Annotated in this window: 12 protein-coding genes and 1 tRNA gene; 3 read left to right on the top strand and 10 right to left on the bottom strand. The window is 57.7% G+C overall.

What is annotated here, in order from left to right; genetic code table 11:
- Positions 1-9: 9 nt before the first annotated feature.
- The 6 genes from AC6JBC_RS03775 to AC6JBC_RS03750 form a co-directional block, all read right to left on the bottom strand.
- A complete protein-coding gene (locus tag AC6JBC_RS03775) occupies positions 10-1,692 on the bottom strand; it encodes a GMC oxidoreductase (protein ID WP_498025471.1) in 1,683 nt (560 codons plus the stop codon).
- Positions 1,693-1,716: 24 nt separating this feature from the next.
- Positions 1,717-2,472: a gluconate 2-dehydrogenase subunit 3 family protein gene (locus AC6JBC_RS03770; protein ID WP_498025469.1), complete on the bottom strand. Its 756-nt coding sequence runs from the start codon at positions 2,470-2,472 to the stop codon at positions 1,717-1,719.
- Between the two features lie 208 nt (positions 2,473-2,680).
- On the bottom strand, positions 2,681-3,727 hold the full coding sequence (locus AC6JBC_RS03765) for a sugar phosphate isomerase/epimerase family protein (RefSeq protein ID WP_498025468.1): 1,047 nt from the start codon (positions 3,725-3,727) through the stop codon (positions 2,681-2,683).
- Positions 3,728-3,741: 14 nt separating this feature from the next.
- A complete protein-coding gene (locus tag AC6JBC_RS03760; protein ID WP_247230413.1) occupies positions 3,742-4,881 on the bottom strand; it encodes a Gfo/Idh/MocA family protein in 1,140 nt (379 codons plus the stop codon).
- An 11-nt stretch (positions 4,882-4,892) separates the two neighbouring features.
- Positions 4,893-5,255 carry a c-type cytochrome gene (locus AC6JBC_RS03755; RefSeq protein WP_498025994.1) on the bottom strand — a complete coding sequence of 121 codons (363 nt, stop codon included), beginning with the start codon at positions 5,253-5,255 and terminating at the stop codon, positions 4,893-4,895.
- 108 nt (positions 5,256-5,363) lie between these two features.
- Complete coding sequence (locus tag AC6JBC_RS03750) at positions 5,364-7,622, bottom strand: TonB-dependent receptor (RefSeq protein ID WP_498025466.1); 2,259 nt, start codon at positions 7,620-7,622, stop codon at positions 5,364-5,366.
- A 462-nt stretch (positions 7,623-8,084) separates the two neighbouring features.
- Between AC6JBC_RS03750 and AC6JBC_RS03745 the strand changes: the two genes are divergently transcribed.
- On the top strand, positions 8,085-9,395 hold the full coding sequence (locus AC6JBC_RS03745; RefSeq protein ID WP_498025464.1) for an alpha/beta hydrolase family protein: 1,311 nt from the start codon (positions 8,085-8,087) through the stop codon (positions 9,393-9,395).
- Positions 9,396-9,823: 428 nt separating this feature from the next.
- Here the strand turns inward: AC6JBC_RS03745 and AC6JBC_RS03740 are convergent, their stop codons facing one another.
- The 3 genes from AC6JBC_RS03740 to AC6JBC_RS03730 all read right to left on the bottom strand — a co-directional run bounded on the left by AC6JBC_RS03740 (position 9,824) and on the right by AC6JBC_RS03730 (position 13,525).
- Positions 9,824-11,548 (bottom strand): AAA family ATPase, encoded by a 1,725-nt coding sequence (locus AC6JBC_RS03740; protein WP_498025463.1) that lies wholly within the window; start codon positions 11,546-11,548, stop codon positions 9,824-9,826.
- Between the two features lie 41 nt (positions 11,549-11,589).
- Positions 11,590-12,960 carry a dsDNA nuclease domain-containing protein gene (locus AC6JBC_RS03735; RefSeq protein ID WP_498025462.1) on the bottom strand — a complete coding sequence of 457 codons (1,371 nt, stop codon included), beginning with the start codon at positions 12,958-12,960 and terminating at the stop codon, positions 11,590-11,592.
- Between the two features lie 157 nt (positions 12,961-13,117).
- Positions 13,118-13,525 (bottom strand): hypothetical protein, encoded by a 408-nt coding sequence (locus AC6JBC_RS03730; RefSeq protein ID WP_498025460.1) that lies wholly within the window; start codon positions 13,523-13,525, stop codon positions 13,118-13,120.
- Positions 13,526-13,563: 38 nt separating this feature from the next.
- On the opposite strand from AC6JBC_RS03730, the gene AC6JBC_RS03725 reads away from it, so the two are divergent.
- Positions 13,564-14,619, top strand: coding sequence for a recombinase family protein (locus AC6JBC_RS03725; protein WP_498025459.1), 1,056 nt, complete (start codon positions 13,564-13,566; stop codon positions 14,617-14,619).
- A 191-nt stretch (positions 14,620-14,810) separates the two neighbouring features.
- Here the strand turns inward: AC6JBC_RS03725 and AC6JBC_RS03720 are convergent.
- A tRNA-Thr gene (locus AC6JBC_RS03720) sits at positions 14,811-14,886 on the bottom strand.
- Positions 14,887-15,073: 187 nt separating this feature from the next.
- Between AC6JBC_RS03720 and AC6JBC_RS03715 the strand changes: the two genes are divergently transcribed.
- Positions 15,074-16,348, top strand: coding sequence for a PAS domain-containing protein (locus tag AC6JBC_RS03715; RefSeq protein WP_498025457.1), 1,275 nt, complete (start codon positions 15,074-15,076; stop codon positions 16,346-16,348).
- Positions 16,349-16,367: the final 19 nt, after the last annotated feature.

The following is a 16,367-nucleotide window of genomic DNA, read 5'->3' as shown; positions in this document are numbered from 1 at the left end:
GGTCCCGATTCAGATCTTGCCTGCGCGCAGAAACTCCGCCGCATGATGAGCAGCCCTCGCCGACAGCGCCATATAGGTAAGGGACGGGTTCTGGCAGCCTGACGACGCCATGGCAGCGCCGTCGGTGATGAACAGATTAGGCACCTCATGAGCCTGATTATATTTGTTGAGCACCGAAGTCTTGGGATCCTTGCCCATGCATGCGGTGCCCATTTCATGAATGCCCAGGCCGAGCGAACCCGGCTCTTCGCTGGCGTAAAGCACCTTGCCGCCCGCGGCCTCAACCATTGCCTGCCCATCCGCGACAATCTGCTTTGCCATCTTCTTCTCGTTTTCACCGAACTCGCAATCGATATGCACGATCGGCATGCCCCATTTGTCGGTGCGGCTTGGATGAAGCGTCACCCGGTTCTGCGGGTTCGGCAGCATCTCGCCAAAGCCCACAATGGCCGCCATCCAGGGTCCGACGCGGCGGGTCCGCTCTTTCAGCGCCTTGCCGATGCCGGGTGCACCCGTGGCATTCGCGCGCCAGCCCGTTCGCGAAACACCCCCTTGAAAGCCGTAGCCGCGCACAAAATCGCCCGGCTCACTAACATTGCGGTAGCGCGGAATGTAGAGCCCCGTCGGGCGCCGACCTTTATAATAAGTGTTGGGTCCATCCATTGTGCCAACCACGGCCAATCCGGCAATATGGTCCATGAGATTGCGCCCCACCATGCCGGAGCCGTTGGCGAGGCCATGAGGGTCGGCCTCCGACTTTGAATTCAGAAGTATTTGAGCGGTCGCGATCGCCGAAGCGCAGCAAAAGATCGCGTTTGCTTCATATGTCCGGCCCTGCTTGCTGTTGGTGTCGACCACCCGCACTCCGGTGGCCTTGCCGGTCTTGGGATCGCGGATGATGCTGTGGACGATCGCATCTGTCACGATCGTGAGGTTGCCGGTGCGCTCGGCCGCCGGAAGAGATCCGCTCAGGCTCGAATAATAGGCGCCATAGCTGCAGCCCCGTTCGCAAAGCGATCTATTTTGACAGCTCGTCCGACCCAGTGCCTCATGTTCCGGCGTAGCCTTGGAAAGGTTGGCGGCCCTGCCGGGAATAACCTTGCGTCCGGGGAATTTCGTCTCCACGGCCTGCTTGAACATCTTTTCGGCATCGTTCAGGGCGAATTCGGGAAGGAACTGACCATCAGGCAGTTGCGCCAGTCCTTCTTTCGAACCAGCCACGCCGACGAAGCGCTCCACATGATCATACCAAGGCGCGATATCGCCATATCGGATCGGCCAATCGGAACCGTGTCCATCCTTGGCGTTAGCTTCGAAATCCATAGGGCTCAGCCGATAGGATTGCCGCCCCCACATGATCGAACGGCCGCCCAGATGATAACCCCTGATCCACAGGAACGGCTTGTCGTCTGGCGTTGAATAGGGGTGCTCGCTATCCTTCACCCAATATTGCTGCGTAGCCGTATTCATCGCATAGCATTGGCTCTGGATCTTGTAGTCGGAAGCGATCTCTTCCTCTGGCACCAGCCCGGCTGTGGGAAGATCCCAGGGCTGCATCCAGTCAGTGTAGGAACCACCATGTTCCAGCTTCCGGCCACGTTCTATGACGAGTGTCTTGAGCCCGCGCTCGCACAATTCCTTGGCAGCCATGCCACCGCTCATCCCTGAGCCGATCACGATCACGTCAAACATGGTTTTTGTCTTTCCCTCGACCGATCAATTGACGCCGGCGCCGCCCCAGGCACGTGTTTCGGGGGTGATCGGAATGGATGGAACCCATTGTCCGGGCGCGTGCTCATAGCGGAGTTCCTGGGTGAGGGCGGGCTCGGAAAAATAGTAGAGCACAATCACCAATTCCTTCAGCTTCGCGTAGCCCATGTCGGCGACCTGAGGTCCGGCCAGCAGAGCGTCGAGCGAGGTCGGCTTCTTCTTCTGGGTGGGCGCTTGTGCCACAGGAACGCCTGGCGGCTGGGTGGGGACTGCGTCCTGCTTTGGCCGACCATAATGTGGGTCCAATATGGCATGTGCCGAATTCAGCGGTCCGACGGCCTCGGCCGGCGCGCCCGCGGGCGTGAGCGCCGCTTTGTCATGCGCTTCGAGCAACGCATAGCGCTGCTCAGCGGTCAGCTTGACGAAGGGCGTTTCGCTCCCCGGAATCTTCAGGGTTCCGATCCTGTCGAGCGAAGCGATGATCGTGGCCCGTCGCTCCGACGAAGCCCATTTGCGGAGCATTTCGTCGAACAGTTTTGGCACGCCCACATCCATCGCTCCGGGGGTCTCGGTTCGAGGGATGATCGTGTCCGCCGTCGCGCTGAGAAGCGCAAAACGCGCGGCTTCGAGGCCCGGCTGCTGGACAGCTGCTGCCAGCGCGCCCTTTGGCACTGCGCTTGCGCCGATGAGCCACAATGCATGTTTGAAAAGCGTCCGGCGATCTGTGTCAGGCAGGGTTAGCATCTTGATCCTCTCCAGCATCTCCGGGGCTCAATGTCTGATGTAGAACATATTTTCCGTATAAACAAATGTTAGATCTATATTTTTCCCTAGAAGCGTCGGAGCGATCAAAAGAGCGCTCGCTGGGGAGAACGCCTGCAGCGCCTGGAGTCCAAAGAAAGCCGGGCGATGCTAGACAGCCTCCCCGCAAATTGTCATGACAACCTCATAGCGGCGCGATGTGAACTGATCAGGCGAGACCCAGCGTCTCCCGAATAAAATTTCTATCGACAGCACTGCCCGCAAAATCGTCGAATGCCTTTTCGGCTTTTCGGATCATGTGCCCTTTGATGAAGGGCGCGCCCTCCGCCGCCCCCTGCTCGGGGTGTTTGAGCGCGCATTCCCATTCGAGCACCGCCCAGCCAGCATAGCCATATTGGATCAGCTTGGAGAAAATCGCGCCAAAGTCGATTTGCCCGTCTCCGAGCGAGCGGAAACGGCCGGGCCGTTCAACCCATGAAGAATAGGAGCCATAGACGCCAGCGCGCCCATTCGGGCGGAATTCCGCATCCTTTACGTGAAAGGCTTTGATCCGGTCATGATAGATGTCGATGAAAGCGAGATAATCTAGCTGTTGCAGTAGGAAGTGCGACGAATCGTAGAGAATATTGGCGCGAGGATGCTGCTCGACTGCATCGAGGAATCGTTCGAACGTGATCCCATCATGCAGGTCCTCGCCCGGATGCAGCTCATAACAGATGTCGACGCCATTTTGGTCGAACATGTCGAGTATTGGCCGCCAGCGTCTTGCAAGTTCGGAGAAGGCCTCCTCAACCATTCCGGTGGGCCGCTGCGGCCAAGGATAGACCATATGCCACATCAACGCGCCTGAGAACGTCGCATGGCTGGACAGGCCAAAGCGGCGGCTGGCTTGCGCGGCAAGGCGCATCTGCCCCGTCGCCCATTCCGTGCGCGCGGCCGCGTCGTTATGAAGTCGCGCAGGCGCGAAGCCGTCGAACAGCCTGTCATAGGCCGGATGGGTCGCGACAAGTTGACCTTGAAGATGCGTCGAAAGTTCGGTGATTTCGACACCGTTTGCGGCGCAGATCCCCTTCACCTCATCGGCGTAATCCTGGCTCTCCGCCGCCTTTTCAATATCGAATAGGCGCGCATCCCAAGTCGGGATTTGAACACCCTTGTAGCCGAGACCGCCCATATATTTCGTAATCGCGTCGAGCGAATTGAACGGGTGTTCATCGGTCGCGAACTGCGCGAGGAAGATGGCCGGTCCTTTCATCTCCAATTCTCCTTTTACAGATCGACCCAAACCGCGCCGCGACGACTGGATTCAAGTGCTGCGGCGATAAATCGCATGCCTCGGAGCGCGTCATCCATCGTGGCATAGCCTGGCGACTCTTCCGAACGGGTTGCGCCGCGAAGCTGCTCCCCAAAAATGCGATAGATGTTGGCGAACGCTTCCAGATAGCCCTCGGGATGTCCACCGGGCGTCCGCTGGATGGCGCGGATGTCAGGAGCGAGATAGGCGCGATTTGCGCCCGCATGCCATATTTCCGTCGGCCGATCGCGATAGCCTATCCGCATCGTGTTCGGCTCCTCCTGCCGCCAATGCAGCCCAGCCTCAGCACAATAGATGTCGATGGCAAGATCATTGATGTCACCGACGCAAATCTGGCTCGCGGTCAACGTGCCCCTGCCGCCGCCGGAAAGGCGGAACAGCGCGGCGCCGTCATCATCGATCGCGCGGCCGGGCAGCATAGTCAGCTCCGCGCACATCAAGGTGATCCGCTCACCCGTGATAAATTCGACCAGGTTGGCGGCGTGCGTGCCGATGTCGCCAAAGGCGCCGGCATCCCCTGACTGGTTCGGATCGGTCCGCCACGCCGCCTGCTTGTTATCAACCAGATCAGCGGCGCGGCTGAGCCAATCCTGTGTGTATTTCACCGAGACCCGGCGTACCGCGCCAAACTGACCGCTTGTGACCAGTTGGCGTGCCTGCTTCACCAAAGGATAGCCGGTATATGTGTGGGTCACGGCGATCCGTCGCCCGGTCCGTTCCACTGCATCGGCAATGGCCTTGGCATTCTCGATCGTGTCGGCCAGGGGCTTGTCGATTATGACGTCGAACCCTGCTTCCAGCGCCGCTATGGCCGGGGCGGCATGCATATGATTGGGTGTGACGATCGACACCACCTCGATCCGCTCACTTTGCCGCAAGGCCGCCTCACGCTCCAGCATTTCAGGCCAAGAGCCGTAAACACGATCGGCAGGAAGGCCAATTTCGGCGCCAGACGCCTTGGCCCGTTCAGGATCGGATGAAAGAGCGCCAGCCGTCAGCCGCCAGTTACCTGCGATGGCGGCGGCCGTGCGGTGGACACCACCTATGAAGGCGCCTCGCCCGCCGCCGATCATACCGTAACGGACTGGCTCCATATTCCTCTGCCTTATTTCCTGGTCGCGAGATATTTGACGATCGCCTGTCGCTGCGCGGCGTCCGGCAATGCTACCACCATTCGAGTGCCCGGCACCACTTTGGTTGGACCAGCCAAAAAGGCGGCCACCGTCGTTTCGGTCCAGGTGAGCCCCGACTTCTTCAACGCAGCAGAATATGTCGGAAAGGCAGTTGTTCCAGCCTTCCGACCTATGACGCCCGCCATATTAGGGCCGATCCGTGGCCCATCCTTTGCATTGACCGCATGGCAGCTTGAGCAGCGCTGCTTGAAAAGCTGCTCACCAGATACCGTTTGCGCATTCGCTGACGCCGCCAGGGCGATAGTCAAACAAAAGAGGCTCGCCCTTATGAGCATCACTGATCTCCATTCAGTTGATCGTCTTATCACGCACGCCGCCGCAGTACCGCCTCGAATATCGACACTCCTTGTTGTGAACGGCCCGACCAAACCATCAATCGGGTTCTAGAACTGCACATCAAGCGAAGCGCCAATCTGCCTGAAGCCACTAGGCGTCAAATTCTGGATATAGTCTCCAGGGAAGAATGGATGGCCCGAAATCGTCCCGACAAATCGGGTATCGGTGCAATTACGACAAAACAGGCGAACTGTGCCACCCCAGGCCACATTGCTCAGCGCTACGCTCGCATCCATTGTCGTGTAGCCTTTTTGAACCGTATTCGGGTCCGCGTTCGACAGAAAGTTGAAAGAGGTCTGCGACTTGACGCCCATATTGAACAAGGCGGAAAAATCACCTCCAAGTGGCGCCTCGTAGCTCACGTCAGCGACGGCCTTCCATTTCGGAGCGTTGGGCAGGCGATTGCCCGAAGAATCGGTAACACCACCAGCGCATGATGCCTGACCTATATAGCAAGCATCGCCTTGGAAGCTCAGGAATCGCGCATCCGTGTATGAAAGCCCCCCATTCAAGGTCAGGCGTGACGTGGGCCTGGCAAGCAACTGCACATCAAACCCTCGGGTCCGCAGCTTGCCGGCGTTCTGCAGCCGAAAGGTCAGGCCATTCGTCACATCGATGCTCTGCGCCTGGAAATCCTTGAACTCGGTGTTGTACGCCGCGACATTGAGCGTCAGCTTGCGGCCGAGCAACTGGATTTTAGATCCGACTTCGAAATGAGTGGGGATCTCGGGCCTGACGTAGAACAATGAATATTGGGCAAAACCTGGCCCCTTATAGCCCCGCGCCGCCGTTCCATAAACCATCACGTTTGGATCGACATCATATTGGAGGGACGCGCGCCATGAGAGATTTGTCTCCTTCCGCGATTCCGCAGGCGGCGATCCGACAGGGATCAGCGAAATGACACCGCCACCTGCCGTGCTGCGGTACAACATATTGATCTTGTCATGGGTCACGCGCGCGCCCGCAGTGAGCTTGAGGCCCGGCGTGAGTTCGTAGGTGCCCTGGCCATATAGGGCGTAATTTGATTGCCGTTGCCTGTAAAGGCCGTCGCCGCCAAGGAACGTCGTAAATCCTGGGGGAACGGGCTGGCCCAGGTCCGCGGCCAGACGCGTTCCTTCAAATATATAGGCGCGCATGGCGAACAGGCCGAGTTGATATTCGAACCGTCCACCCGCTGGTGAGGTCAGACGCAATTCATCGGACCACTGCCGGAAATTGCTGCGGCCCGGAAAAGCCTGCACCAACGGAAAACCGCTGTAGTCGGCATCGAATTCGCCGCGCGATTTCAGCTGCCGAAAAGCGAGGATGTTGTTCAGCGTCAAGCCGCCATCAAGCTCCAGCGTCGCCTTCGCCTGCGCGCCGCCAACCTTGTTACGGAAGTTGCTGTACCCGTCGGCGGAGGTCTTGGAATTGTCGGGTCCAGGCGTGATACCGAACGCAGCCTCTTCCGTGCCAAGTGGGCTACCAGGGAGCGTCGATCGGATATTCGCGAAACCTGCACCAACTCCCTTGCTGTCGAGATAATCTCCCGCCAGAAGCAGCGTGAATGTATCGGTCGCCTGCCACAGAAATTTGGCAGACCCCCCAGACTGCCGCAGACCGTAGCTGGAGTCACGGTTGCGCGCCGGATTGACTGGCTTCAAGAAATCTGAATTGTCCACCAGAAACGCGTTGACGCGAAGCGCTGAACGGGACCCCGTGGCAATATTGCCGATGACCTGAACCCGGAAGAGATCCGTATTGGCCGCATTGGCAAGCTGTCCATATTCCGAATAGAGACGAGCTGAATTCTCGCCGATCCTTGGATCCTTGCTGTGGATATTGACCAGACCAGCCGACGCATTTTTTCCGAAGAGGAATCCTTGCGGACCGTTCAGCACTTCGACGCTCTCAAGATCAACGAAGTTGATGATCGCCATGTCGGATCGGATCAGCGCGACATCGTCGACGACGGTCGCAACGCTGGATTCGGCCGACCGCTGGAAACTCGCCGTCCCGACGCCGCGGATGGAGAAGTTGGACGCCTGCTGATTGCCGCCGTTGTTCTGGATTGTCAGCGAAGAAACGAGCCGCTCGATTTCCTGCGGATTCTGCACGCCTCTTTGGATTAGCTCTTCTCCGCTGATTGCGCTCACAGCCATCGGCACCTTCTGCAGCGGCTCTGCGCGACGGTTGGCTGTGACGATGATCTCCGGCACCTCAAGGGTGGCGGGCTGTGCACTGGATGAGGTCTGTGCGGTCCCGAGCGTAGGAATGAATACCAGCGTCGCAGTGGCGCACGAAAGGATGGTCCGGTGGCGCATTTTTCCTCCCCAAAATCTTAGTATCAAAAATTCTTACTATCGAACATTTCTTCTGTATAGATGTTCTGTGAAAAAATCTCTTCAGATGGCAACGCTAGGCCTCAAGCGCCACAGGGTTAGCACACCCCTCTCCGATCATCCTCTGAAGTACATTTATTTTTCGCAGTTTTCAGGGCCAGAACGGTTCGAGATGAAAGGGATCCTCCCGCGTCAGAGACCAACCTGCGATTGACTGACATGGAACTTTCATTCGTAATTACGGTATATAGAAGATAATTTGTCACGGCTCGCCGTGGGAGCGCGCTAGTCGCGAGGCATTGAAGGAGAAAATGGCGTGTGGAAGCTGATCAAGCGTTTCGGGGCGTTGTCGTCCCAACTCGCAAATTACTCGGGCTCCTGCCTATGAGGCATTTTTGTAATCGCGCAGCGACCTCGGCACTGGCCGCGGGCTTCGCCCTGGTCATGGCTGCGGCTCCCGTCATCGCCCGGCAGCTTGGCGACGCATCCTCTATGCGCGCCCGATTTCAAGCCGCACCCGAGGTAAAGAGGCTGAAAGTCGTAGAGACGGCGGACGGAGGAAGCCAGGTCAATGCCGAGCTGAACGGGCGCATGTTCGCGTTGCGGATCCCCCCGAACTGGAACAAGCAGGCGGTGCTGTTCGCACACGGCTACACTCCCCCTCGGACAGGCAAGGCAGACACGGTGTCAGCCGATCCTGTTGTTGACGATCCCGCGCACGGACTGCTCGGCACCGCTTACGCGCAAGGCTATGCCGTGGGTCACACCGCGTACGACAAGCTGGGGTTCGCCGTCGCGTCCGGCATCGTGCGTAACGTCGCATTGGAACGGCTGTTGCGAAAGATAGGCGCGAAAAAGGTCTTCCTCACTGGCGGATCAATGGGCGGCAGCATCACCGCGCTGGCGTCTCAGCTTCACCCGAAGGAATTTGACGGCGCAATGGCCATGTGCGGCCCCGTCAGCGACTGGACCTACACGCTTCAGCACGTTGCGGACGTTCGCAATCTCTATAATTACTTCAGCCGCCGCACACCCTATGAGCTTCCCGGATCGAAGGACGTGACGACCGGCATCAACGGCATCAACCCGGTCGCGTTCTTCCTCAACCTCCGCAAATTGCAGAACGACGCTGTATCCGACCCGAAGGGTCCAGCGGCGCAGATCATCGCACGCACGATGAGCGCGGCACCTAGCATGCGGAACAAGGCCGATTTCGCCACTCTCAGTAGTGGGCTGATCCTTGCGATCGCTAGTATCGATGACGCCAGACAGGTCGTTGGCGGCCTTCCTATCGGCAACCGTGACGTTGTTTACCAATCATCCTTGCTCAGTGACGCGGAAAACGCCGCACTGAATGAAGGGGTTCAGCGTTACGAAGCCGATCCCGCCGCGCGTGCCAAGCTGATACGGGACTATAGTACGACCGGAAACCAGCGCACGAAGCTGCTCACGGTTCACAATGCCTACGATCCGCTGGTGGCCTATGAACATGAAGATCGTTTACGCAGCCGCGTCGAGCGGGCGGGCAACCTAAAAGCGCTCGCGCAGCAGACTTGGCCGACTCTGACCCTCTCCTTCACGGCACCTGCGGCCAAGACGCTGGTGCCGGCCGCGGAAACCTTCAAGGGCTTTTACGGTGCTGCGCATTGCGGCTTCACGAAGGAACAGATGAGCAAAAGCTTCAATGACCTCATCGCTTGGACCAGCGACGGCATCAAGCCGCGAGAGTCGTTCCGGAAAAATCTTGATCAGTAGCTTCAAATCACTGGAGGACCTATCAGGTGACCGTGGCTTTGCTTGAAATATGCCCTCAAGCCACAGTATCGCACGCAGCCGAAGAAAGCTTAAGGGCCGGAGAGTGCGATAAAGTTTGATGGGCCTCGATGTAACAAGCAGAACCTCCGAACGAACATAGTGGGCGTTATCGCACTTTCCATGTGTCATGACAGGCCCGCTCAACTAGATGCTGACGTTCCGGCATGCGGAAGCTTCCGACCACACCCGGTCGTTCAGATAGGAGGCATTAAACGTCTGCTATAGCCGTAAGCTGCCGATCGCCGTGGGCAAAGCAGAAGATCAGCAACGCGCCCTAATCTGAGCCATGGACGAGTCGCTGGTGCCTTCTCGAAAGCGGACATCACAGCATTTTTATACATTGCCAACAAGGATTCCAGTTATTCCGTTTACGAAGCCAAAGTTTCGTTGTGCATTTGTTCGATCTCGGCCGAAACTGAATCAAAGCTACCTTTACTGAGAACAGACAGCTTATCATCCAGTTCGTGTCGAGTGGCATTTATCAATCCAATGTTATCGTCAAATTCATCGACGGACACGGTTGCCAAGATCATCTGCTGATCAGCGAGCTTCTTCGAAACGATGAAATCCAGAATTGCCTTACGGTTGGTAGGGTCCTGCTCTTGCTGGAACGGCGAGTCGATCAGCATTGGACAAAGCACGAAGGAGTTGAACTGATTCATCGTGCTGAGAAAGGCAAAATATTGCGCCAGCAGTGCGCGCGGCAGATCGCTGCCCAGCGCATTGTTTTTGATCTGCCTATCAAGTGAATTGTAATCGTCCTCGCTGAGCACACCCACGTTGAGGGCATTGAGATACTCTTTCATCCGAGCCTTGTACCAAGTAACGATCTCCTTCTTTCGGGTGCTATCGACCTTGAGACCTTCGGCATTTTCCAAAAGCTGATTGTTGATGCCTTCTTCCCGGCTCAGCATTTCCTGAATGTCGGTGTTCAGCGTGCTGATCATTTCTTTCATGCCTTCGGAGGCGATAAGCTCCGAAAGGGTCACATTCTCCTTCGTGCGCGCGAGGGTGGCCTCGACTTCCTGAAGTTGAGATGAAACCTGCTTGTATTCGTCTTCCACCTGCTGGAGCTGAACCGTGATGTCGCTGCGTTTCTTCAGCCACTGGTCCACAAGGGCATGGCAGTGGTCAATGTCATCAAGGATACCAAAGCGCTCAACAAACGAGTTGCAGAACTCCGTGCCACAGGTCGGACATCCGACAACATCCGGGGTTTCTGGAGACTCTGAATATCGGTAATCTGCCTCAAGTTCGCTGATGGCCTTCCGCAAGACATCAAGCTCCGTATCCACCGCATTGCGTTGATTCCTGATTTCTTTCAGGCGAGAAAGTACGCCCTGCTGCTGGGCGTAGATGCAGTTGTACTGATCAACGACTGCTTCCAGTTCCGCCCGGAATGCGGCTGGATCGAGGTCAACCTGTGTTCGGACTTTTCGCTTCTCAACCGAGTTTCGTGCGGCCTGCATTGAGAGACGTTCGCTTTGGATGCCATTGAGCTGCTCATGAAGCTCAATTTCGCGCTTCTTGGCATCGTAAAAGCTCTGCGGCCGAACACCCAGGTGATAATCCAGCATCAGTTTGCGGTAGCTGCTGAACTGCTTCAGTCCGACAAAAGAGGACCAGCTTGTTGACCACCCTTCATCCTGATCAACGTAGAAGGGAAGGAAATAGAAGGCCGGGCCGGCGATGCCGAGCTTTCCGTCGGCTTGGCGCTCAAGCTCAATGTTAAAGCCCAGCAGCTTGTTCATGAACTTGGCGATGCCGTTCGCACCACCGATGTTCACATGGCGCGATATGAACCGCTTATCGGCATCAAAGACACCGAAGTATTTTTCATCACGGACGACATGATAGGCCTTCCCAGCGACTTCGAACTTCACGCAATAAATCGGGCTCGCCTTTTTCCAGACGGTGTTGTTGATCTGCGGCGTATCCGCGCCGAGGCAATGGTAGATTGATTTGATGAGCGTAGATTTACCGACATCATTCTCCCCGATCAGGAGATTCACGTTCGGGCCGAGGCTGAGGTTGACCCCCGCCTTCTCTGCCTTCGACAGAATCCACAACTCCCTGAATACGAGGCTTTTCACTGTAACTGCCTTTTCTTAGATTGCGTATTAGTTTCTTAAAATCAGATTTCATCATAGTAGACCAACGCCCCCAGCGCGCGCAGGTAGTCTGGTTTCTTGTAAATACTTCCAATACCATCGTCATTCATTGCCATATCGACACATTTATCCAGGTAAATATTCAAATCTACTGGAGAATCATTCTCATCAGTGACAATGATCCGCATCTTATCCGCTATATCTTTGACCTCTCCATTCAACGGATTGTAGTAATCGGTTGAGGCCTCTGGGAGCTTCTTCTGAAAGCGAATGAGATCGGTCATGGGCCAACCAGCGGCGGTGAGATAATTCGATATTGTCGTAACATCCAAAGTTTGCCGCGTCTTTGCATGCATGTGGTTCATGGTTCCCTCAACGAGGGCCGGACCGATGCACTTCTTCTTGATCAACTCATCCGTGGTCGTAATCTTGTCAGATGGATGATTGTTGCGCCGAGTAATCTCGCCCTGAATCAGCCTGATCCAGGTGCGGATGTTCAGGCCATGGTCTTCGCCAAACTTGTGGCAGAAAAGCTCCATTGCCTCACCTTCAAGGAAGCTCTGCATGGCTTCCAGACTCACGCCTGTGACAAGGAAGTGAAGTTTCTCAAGGCGCTTCTCGTCGAAACCGGGAATCTCGTCCGTCAGCTTGTCGAGCAGCCTTTTGTGAAGCTTTTCATCGAGGTGCTTGGCGCAAAGCTCCTTGTCCGCGAACTCGAAAGCGTTGTTGGATACAAGCACAACCCGCACGTCGTGAGATGAGCAAAGACCGTCAAAGTTGGAAAACATCTTGCCAACGATGGATGCATTTCCCTTTGGACGAGTTGTGATGCTGCTCAGCGTCCGGGCCTTTGATGCTGACGAGGTCTTCACCTGAAAGAACTCGGCGCTGGTCGGGTGATCGGCTGGCGACAGAAAGAGAACGTCGTCGTGGTACTCAAATGCGATGAGATAGCTTTCGTCGGCGATGTGTTTCCGCATCATCTGGCAAAAGGCCCAGTTCTTCTGGTAATCGAACCGGGATGCCACATCCGGCCCTGCCGTTTCCCTTTGAGGCTTGGACTCCAAGTCGCTAAGCAAATTACTCATTAGAACGTGCGCCACCCCCGCGATATCGCACCTGAAGCTAAGTGACTGAACGATTAGAAGCAATACGAACCGTTCCGATGTCCGGAGGGTTACGAATCGCAGCCGCTGATAAATGAGTGTTTTTTCTGCTGCAATGTCAGCTTCGTTCTTGCCGGTACCCCGAACCGGACAGTATCTTCCCGGCTCATTCGCTGACGCTGTGCGCGCGCGAGCAGACGACGGCTGAGCGTCTGCTCTTGGCGATACCGGACGCTCGGCAGGGAACTCGGGAGCGACGGCTTCGTCCCACGACGCGGCGTTTGGCACGTGTAGGAACCGACCCTTCCCGGCCGTTCAGCCCCCGAAATTCCATTCCGAGGTGCGGCTGGTCCGCTTTCCCATTTTGGATGTCCAAGATTTGGCCGAAAGCGGACTTGCAACTTTGAGGCGACAGATCGACGGAAGCGGACCCTGATGCATCGGTTTACGGCTGGCTCAGGCACGACATGAGATCCTCACACATCGCGTAGTAATAGCTGCCCGGCTCCGAGGTCATTTTCGGCTTGTAGGGTGCCGACGGCCAATGGTCCTTCCGCTCGTAATTCTTGAACATGAGCGAATGGAACAAGTCGCTATCCATGTAAATTTCCATGGGCGGGTGCTCACCGGCACGGATGGCCTTGCGCGCGGCTCCCTCGATCAGCGCGATCTGCGCGAACGGCAAACCTAGGCTGTTCAGCGAGATGTGATTTTGCGCCCTGGATATATGGAGCAGCGGGTCGTCATAATATTCGTTCGCCCCTTGTGCGAGCACAGCATAGATTTCGAGACCCAGCGTGCTCCGATAGAGGGTCTGCAGCTGCTGGAACAGGATCAGCAGGCTTTCCGGCACATAGGTATATCGGATACCTTGCCGTTCCCTCGACGGCGATGTTGCTGAAGGAACTGAAGGCGGCCGGCATCGTCAGCAAGCCCCGGACAATGCGAGAGGGTGCGGAACGAGGCGGCTGCCCCTTTGTTCGCGGACCGCTGCACCATCTGCTGGGCAACCCTATCTATATCGGCAAGGTACGCCATCGTGGTCAAATCTATGATGGTCAGCATCCGCCGATCATCGACCAGGCACTTTGGGACGCCGTGCAGGCCAAGCGCTCCGCCGCGCTTGGTGACCGTAGTGGAAGAGGCCATAGTCAGCACAGCAGCTTGCTGACCGGCATGATCCGTGATCATGTGAAGCGCCCTCTGACACCCAGCCATGCGGTCAGGAACAAGAAGCGCTATCGCTATTATGTCTCGGGCACGGCTTCCGTGGTCGATGGTGTAACGGGCGATACCCCTGCTCTGCGGCTGAACGCCAAAGAGCTGGAACAAGGCGTGCTGGAAGCCATCGCACATTTCCTTACCGATCAGCGCGCCATCATGGCTTTGCCCAGCGTGGACGCTCTTGTGCTTCAGCGTCGCTTCGACCGAGCGAAGAGCCTTGCATCGACATTGCAGGGCGGGAGCAAGACCGACGTCCGGCACCAGCTGCTGACGCTTGGGCTGGCGATGACCGTCCACCCGGTTCGAATTGATGCCTCCATCAGCCAGGACAAGCTCATCGCGGTTCTCGATAGTGAGAAGCTTAGACGCGACGAAGGTGATCGGATTGCCATCCCTATCATGGCCAAGCCGGTGCGCCGTGGACTTACGCTTAAGTTGGTGGTTGGTTCAGAGAGGCCGGCGGAGCCTCAAATTGATCTAGATCTCATCGCTCTGCTTCGCAAAGCTGAGGCCGCGCGGCAGAGAGTGTTCTCCGGTAAGGATGCCTCACGGCCTGCCGACCGTGAGGACGAACGCATCGCGCGCCTCGCTTTCCTCGCGCCCGACATCGTCGGCGCTATTCTCGAAGGCAAGCAGCCGCCGATGCTCACGACCCGTCGATTGATGAGACATGCCCGCATTCCCTTGGACTGGAAGGGGCAACGTGAGGCGCTCGGCCTCTGAGCTTCTTTCAAAATCGTGTGCCACTCGAAAAGGCCCCGTGAGACGCGGGGCCTTTTTCGTGTTTCCTGGCAACCGAAAAGCGTCTCTGCGGCCCACGGATTACTATTCAGGCCCCGAAAGCGCGCAGAAGTGCGCCATTCCAACGCCATGCGCGAATTTTTATGTCTAATTACAAGGGTGTATTGGATGAATGGTGCCGCTTACGTGACTCGAACACGTGACCCCATCATTACGAATGATGTGCTCTACCAACTGAGCTAAAGCGGCGCTGGGTGGGCCAGATAACAGCGGTTGGTGCGCAGGACAAGCGGGCAATGCATCTTCGTGCACCATCTCTTCCGGGGCATGGGGCAAGGGCGTTTCGTCAGGCGCCCCGCTTCTTCACGGCATGTTTACCATCCCATGGCAGTGTCGAGTCTCAGGAAAGCTTTTCTTCTGGATTAGGACCGACCGGATGGACACTCTGCGGGGGCAGGAAATCTCCAATGAACAGGATGATTTCGACTATGCCGATCACGACGCGATGGAGCCGCCGTCCAGCGTAGGCTCCGACGAGCGACGCATGCAGGTGCGCGCCTATAATTACTGGGCGTCTCTGCTGGGCGACCGCACGCTTCCGTCGATCGAGGATCTTTCGCCCGATCATCTGGAGGATTTCGGCCCCAACAGCGTCCTCCTGGATTTCAGCACCGGGCTCGACAATCCGGCGGTCGTGTATCTCGGCACCGCGCTGCGCCGTGAGTGCGACGTCACCGGCGCCATCCAGTTCATCAACGATGTCCCGTCCCGCTCGCTGCTGTCGCGCCTGACGGACCATTATCTACAGATCATCGCCAACGCCGCGCCGATCGGTTTCGAAGCGGGCTTCCTCAACCAGCGCGGGTCGGAAATCCTCTATCGCGGCATCCTCATGCCCTTCTCCTCCGATGGCGAGACGATCGATTTCGTGTTCGGCGTCATTAGCTGGAAGGAACTGGCGAGCCAGGCCGTCGCCGACGAGCTGGGCCGTGAAGTCGATGCCGCCCTTCGCAGCAGCGCCGCTCCGCACGCGGTCGCACCGATCTGGGCTGATGGTCCCGCGGCGGGCGAAGATGACGACACGCTCGACCTCTCCGGCATGGAAAGCCCGGCCGAGGATGCGCCGCTTGCCGACTGGCTCACCCTCGCCCGCGACGGCGCGGAACAGGCCCGCACCAGCGAAGCCCGCACCCACAACGCGCTCTACCACGCCATCGGCCTCGCCTACGACTTCGCCCTGATGAGCGAGGCGTCACCGGAAGATTATGCCGAGATGCTGGCCGACGCCGGCATCAAGCCCCAGGCGCGCAGCCCCCTCACCGCCGTGGTGAAGCTGGTCTTCGGCTCCACCTATGACAAGACGCGCATCACCGAATATGCGACCGCGCTGGAACATGCGAAGAGCGCGGGGCTCGGCCTCGGCGCGCTTGGCGACTATCTCGGCGAATATCCCGGTGGCCTCAAGGCGCTGATCCGAGACGAGCGCGCCCAGCGCCGCTCGCTCCTGCCCCCTCGCCCCGACCCTGGCCAGACCGCGCGCGCCGCGATGAAGGCCGCCGCGCCCATTGACCCCGTCGCCATTTCGACCGACGGAGACGGCCTCGCCATCGTCATCGCCCGGCGGGAAGCGGACGGCACTCTGGCGATAGTCGGCGCCCTTCCCGATGGATCGGACCTTGGTCAGCGGGTGATCGTCGCAGCCGCCGCCTAAGCGAACGACAACGCTCATT

This window comes from Sphingobium sp. RC1, assembly GCF_059738765.1.
The sequence above is the reverse complement of the archived record's forward strand: the minus strand, read 5'-3'. Positions and strand labels throughout refer to the sequence as shown.

Excerpts from the sequence above, each read along its gene's own strand:
- AC6JBC_RS03775 (WP_498025471.1), bottom strand. The coding sequence starts at position 1,692 with ATGTTTGACGTGATCGTGATCGGCTCAGGGATGAGCGGTGGCATGGCT.
- AC6JBC_RS03770 (WP_498025469.1), bottom strand. The coding sequence starts at position 2,472 with ATGCTGGAGAGGATCAAGATGCTAACCCTGCCTGACACAGATCGCCGG.
- AC6JBC_RS03765 (WP_498025468.1), bottom strand. The coding sequence starts at position 3,727 with ATGAAAGGACCGGCCATCTTCCTCGCGCAGTTCGCGACCGATGAACAC.
- AC6JBC_RS03760 (WP_247230413.1), bottom strand. The coding sequence starts at position 4,881 with ATGGAGCCAGTCCGTTACGGTATGATCGGCGGCGGGCGAGGCGCCTTC.
- AC6JBC_RS03755 (WP_498025994.1), bottom strand. The coding sequence starts at position 5,255 with ATGCTCATAAGGGCGAGCCTCTTTTGTTTGACTATCGCCCTGGCGGCG.
- AC6JBC_RS03750 (WP_498025466.1), bottom strand. The coding sequence starts at position 7,622 with ATGCGCCACCGGACCATCCTTTCGTGCGCCACTGCGACGCTGGTATTC.
- AC6JBC_RS03745 (WP_498025464.1), top strand. The coding sequence starts at position 8,085 with ATGGCTGCGGCTCCCGTCATCGCCCGGCAGCTTGGCGACGCATCCTCT.
- AC6JBC_RS03725 (WP_498025459.1), top strand. The coding sequence starts at position 13,564 with ATGTTGCTGAAGGAACTGAAGGCGGCCGGCATCGTCAGCAAGCCCCGG.
- AC6JBC_RS03715 (WP_498025457.1), top strand. The coding sequence starts at position 15,074 with ATGGACACTCTGCGGGGGCAGGAAATCTCCAATGAACAGGATGATTTC.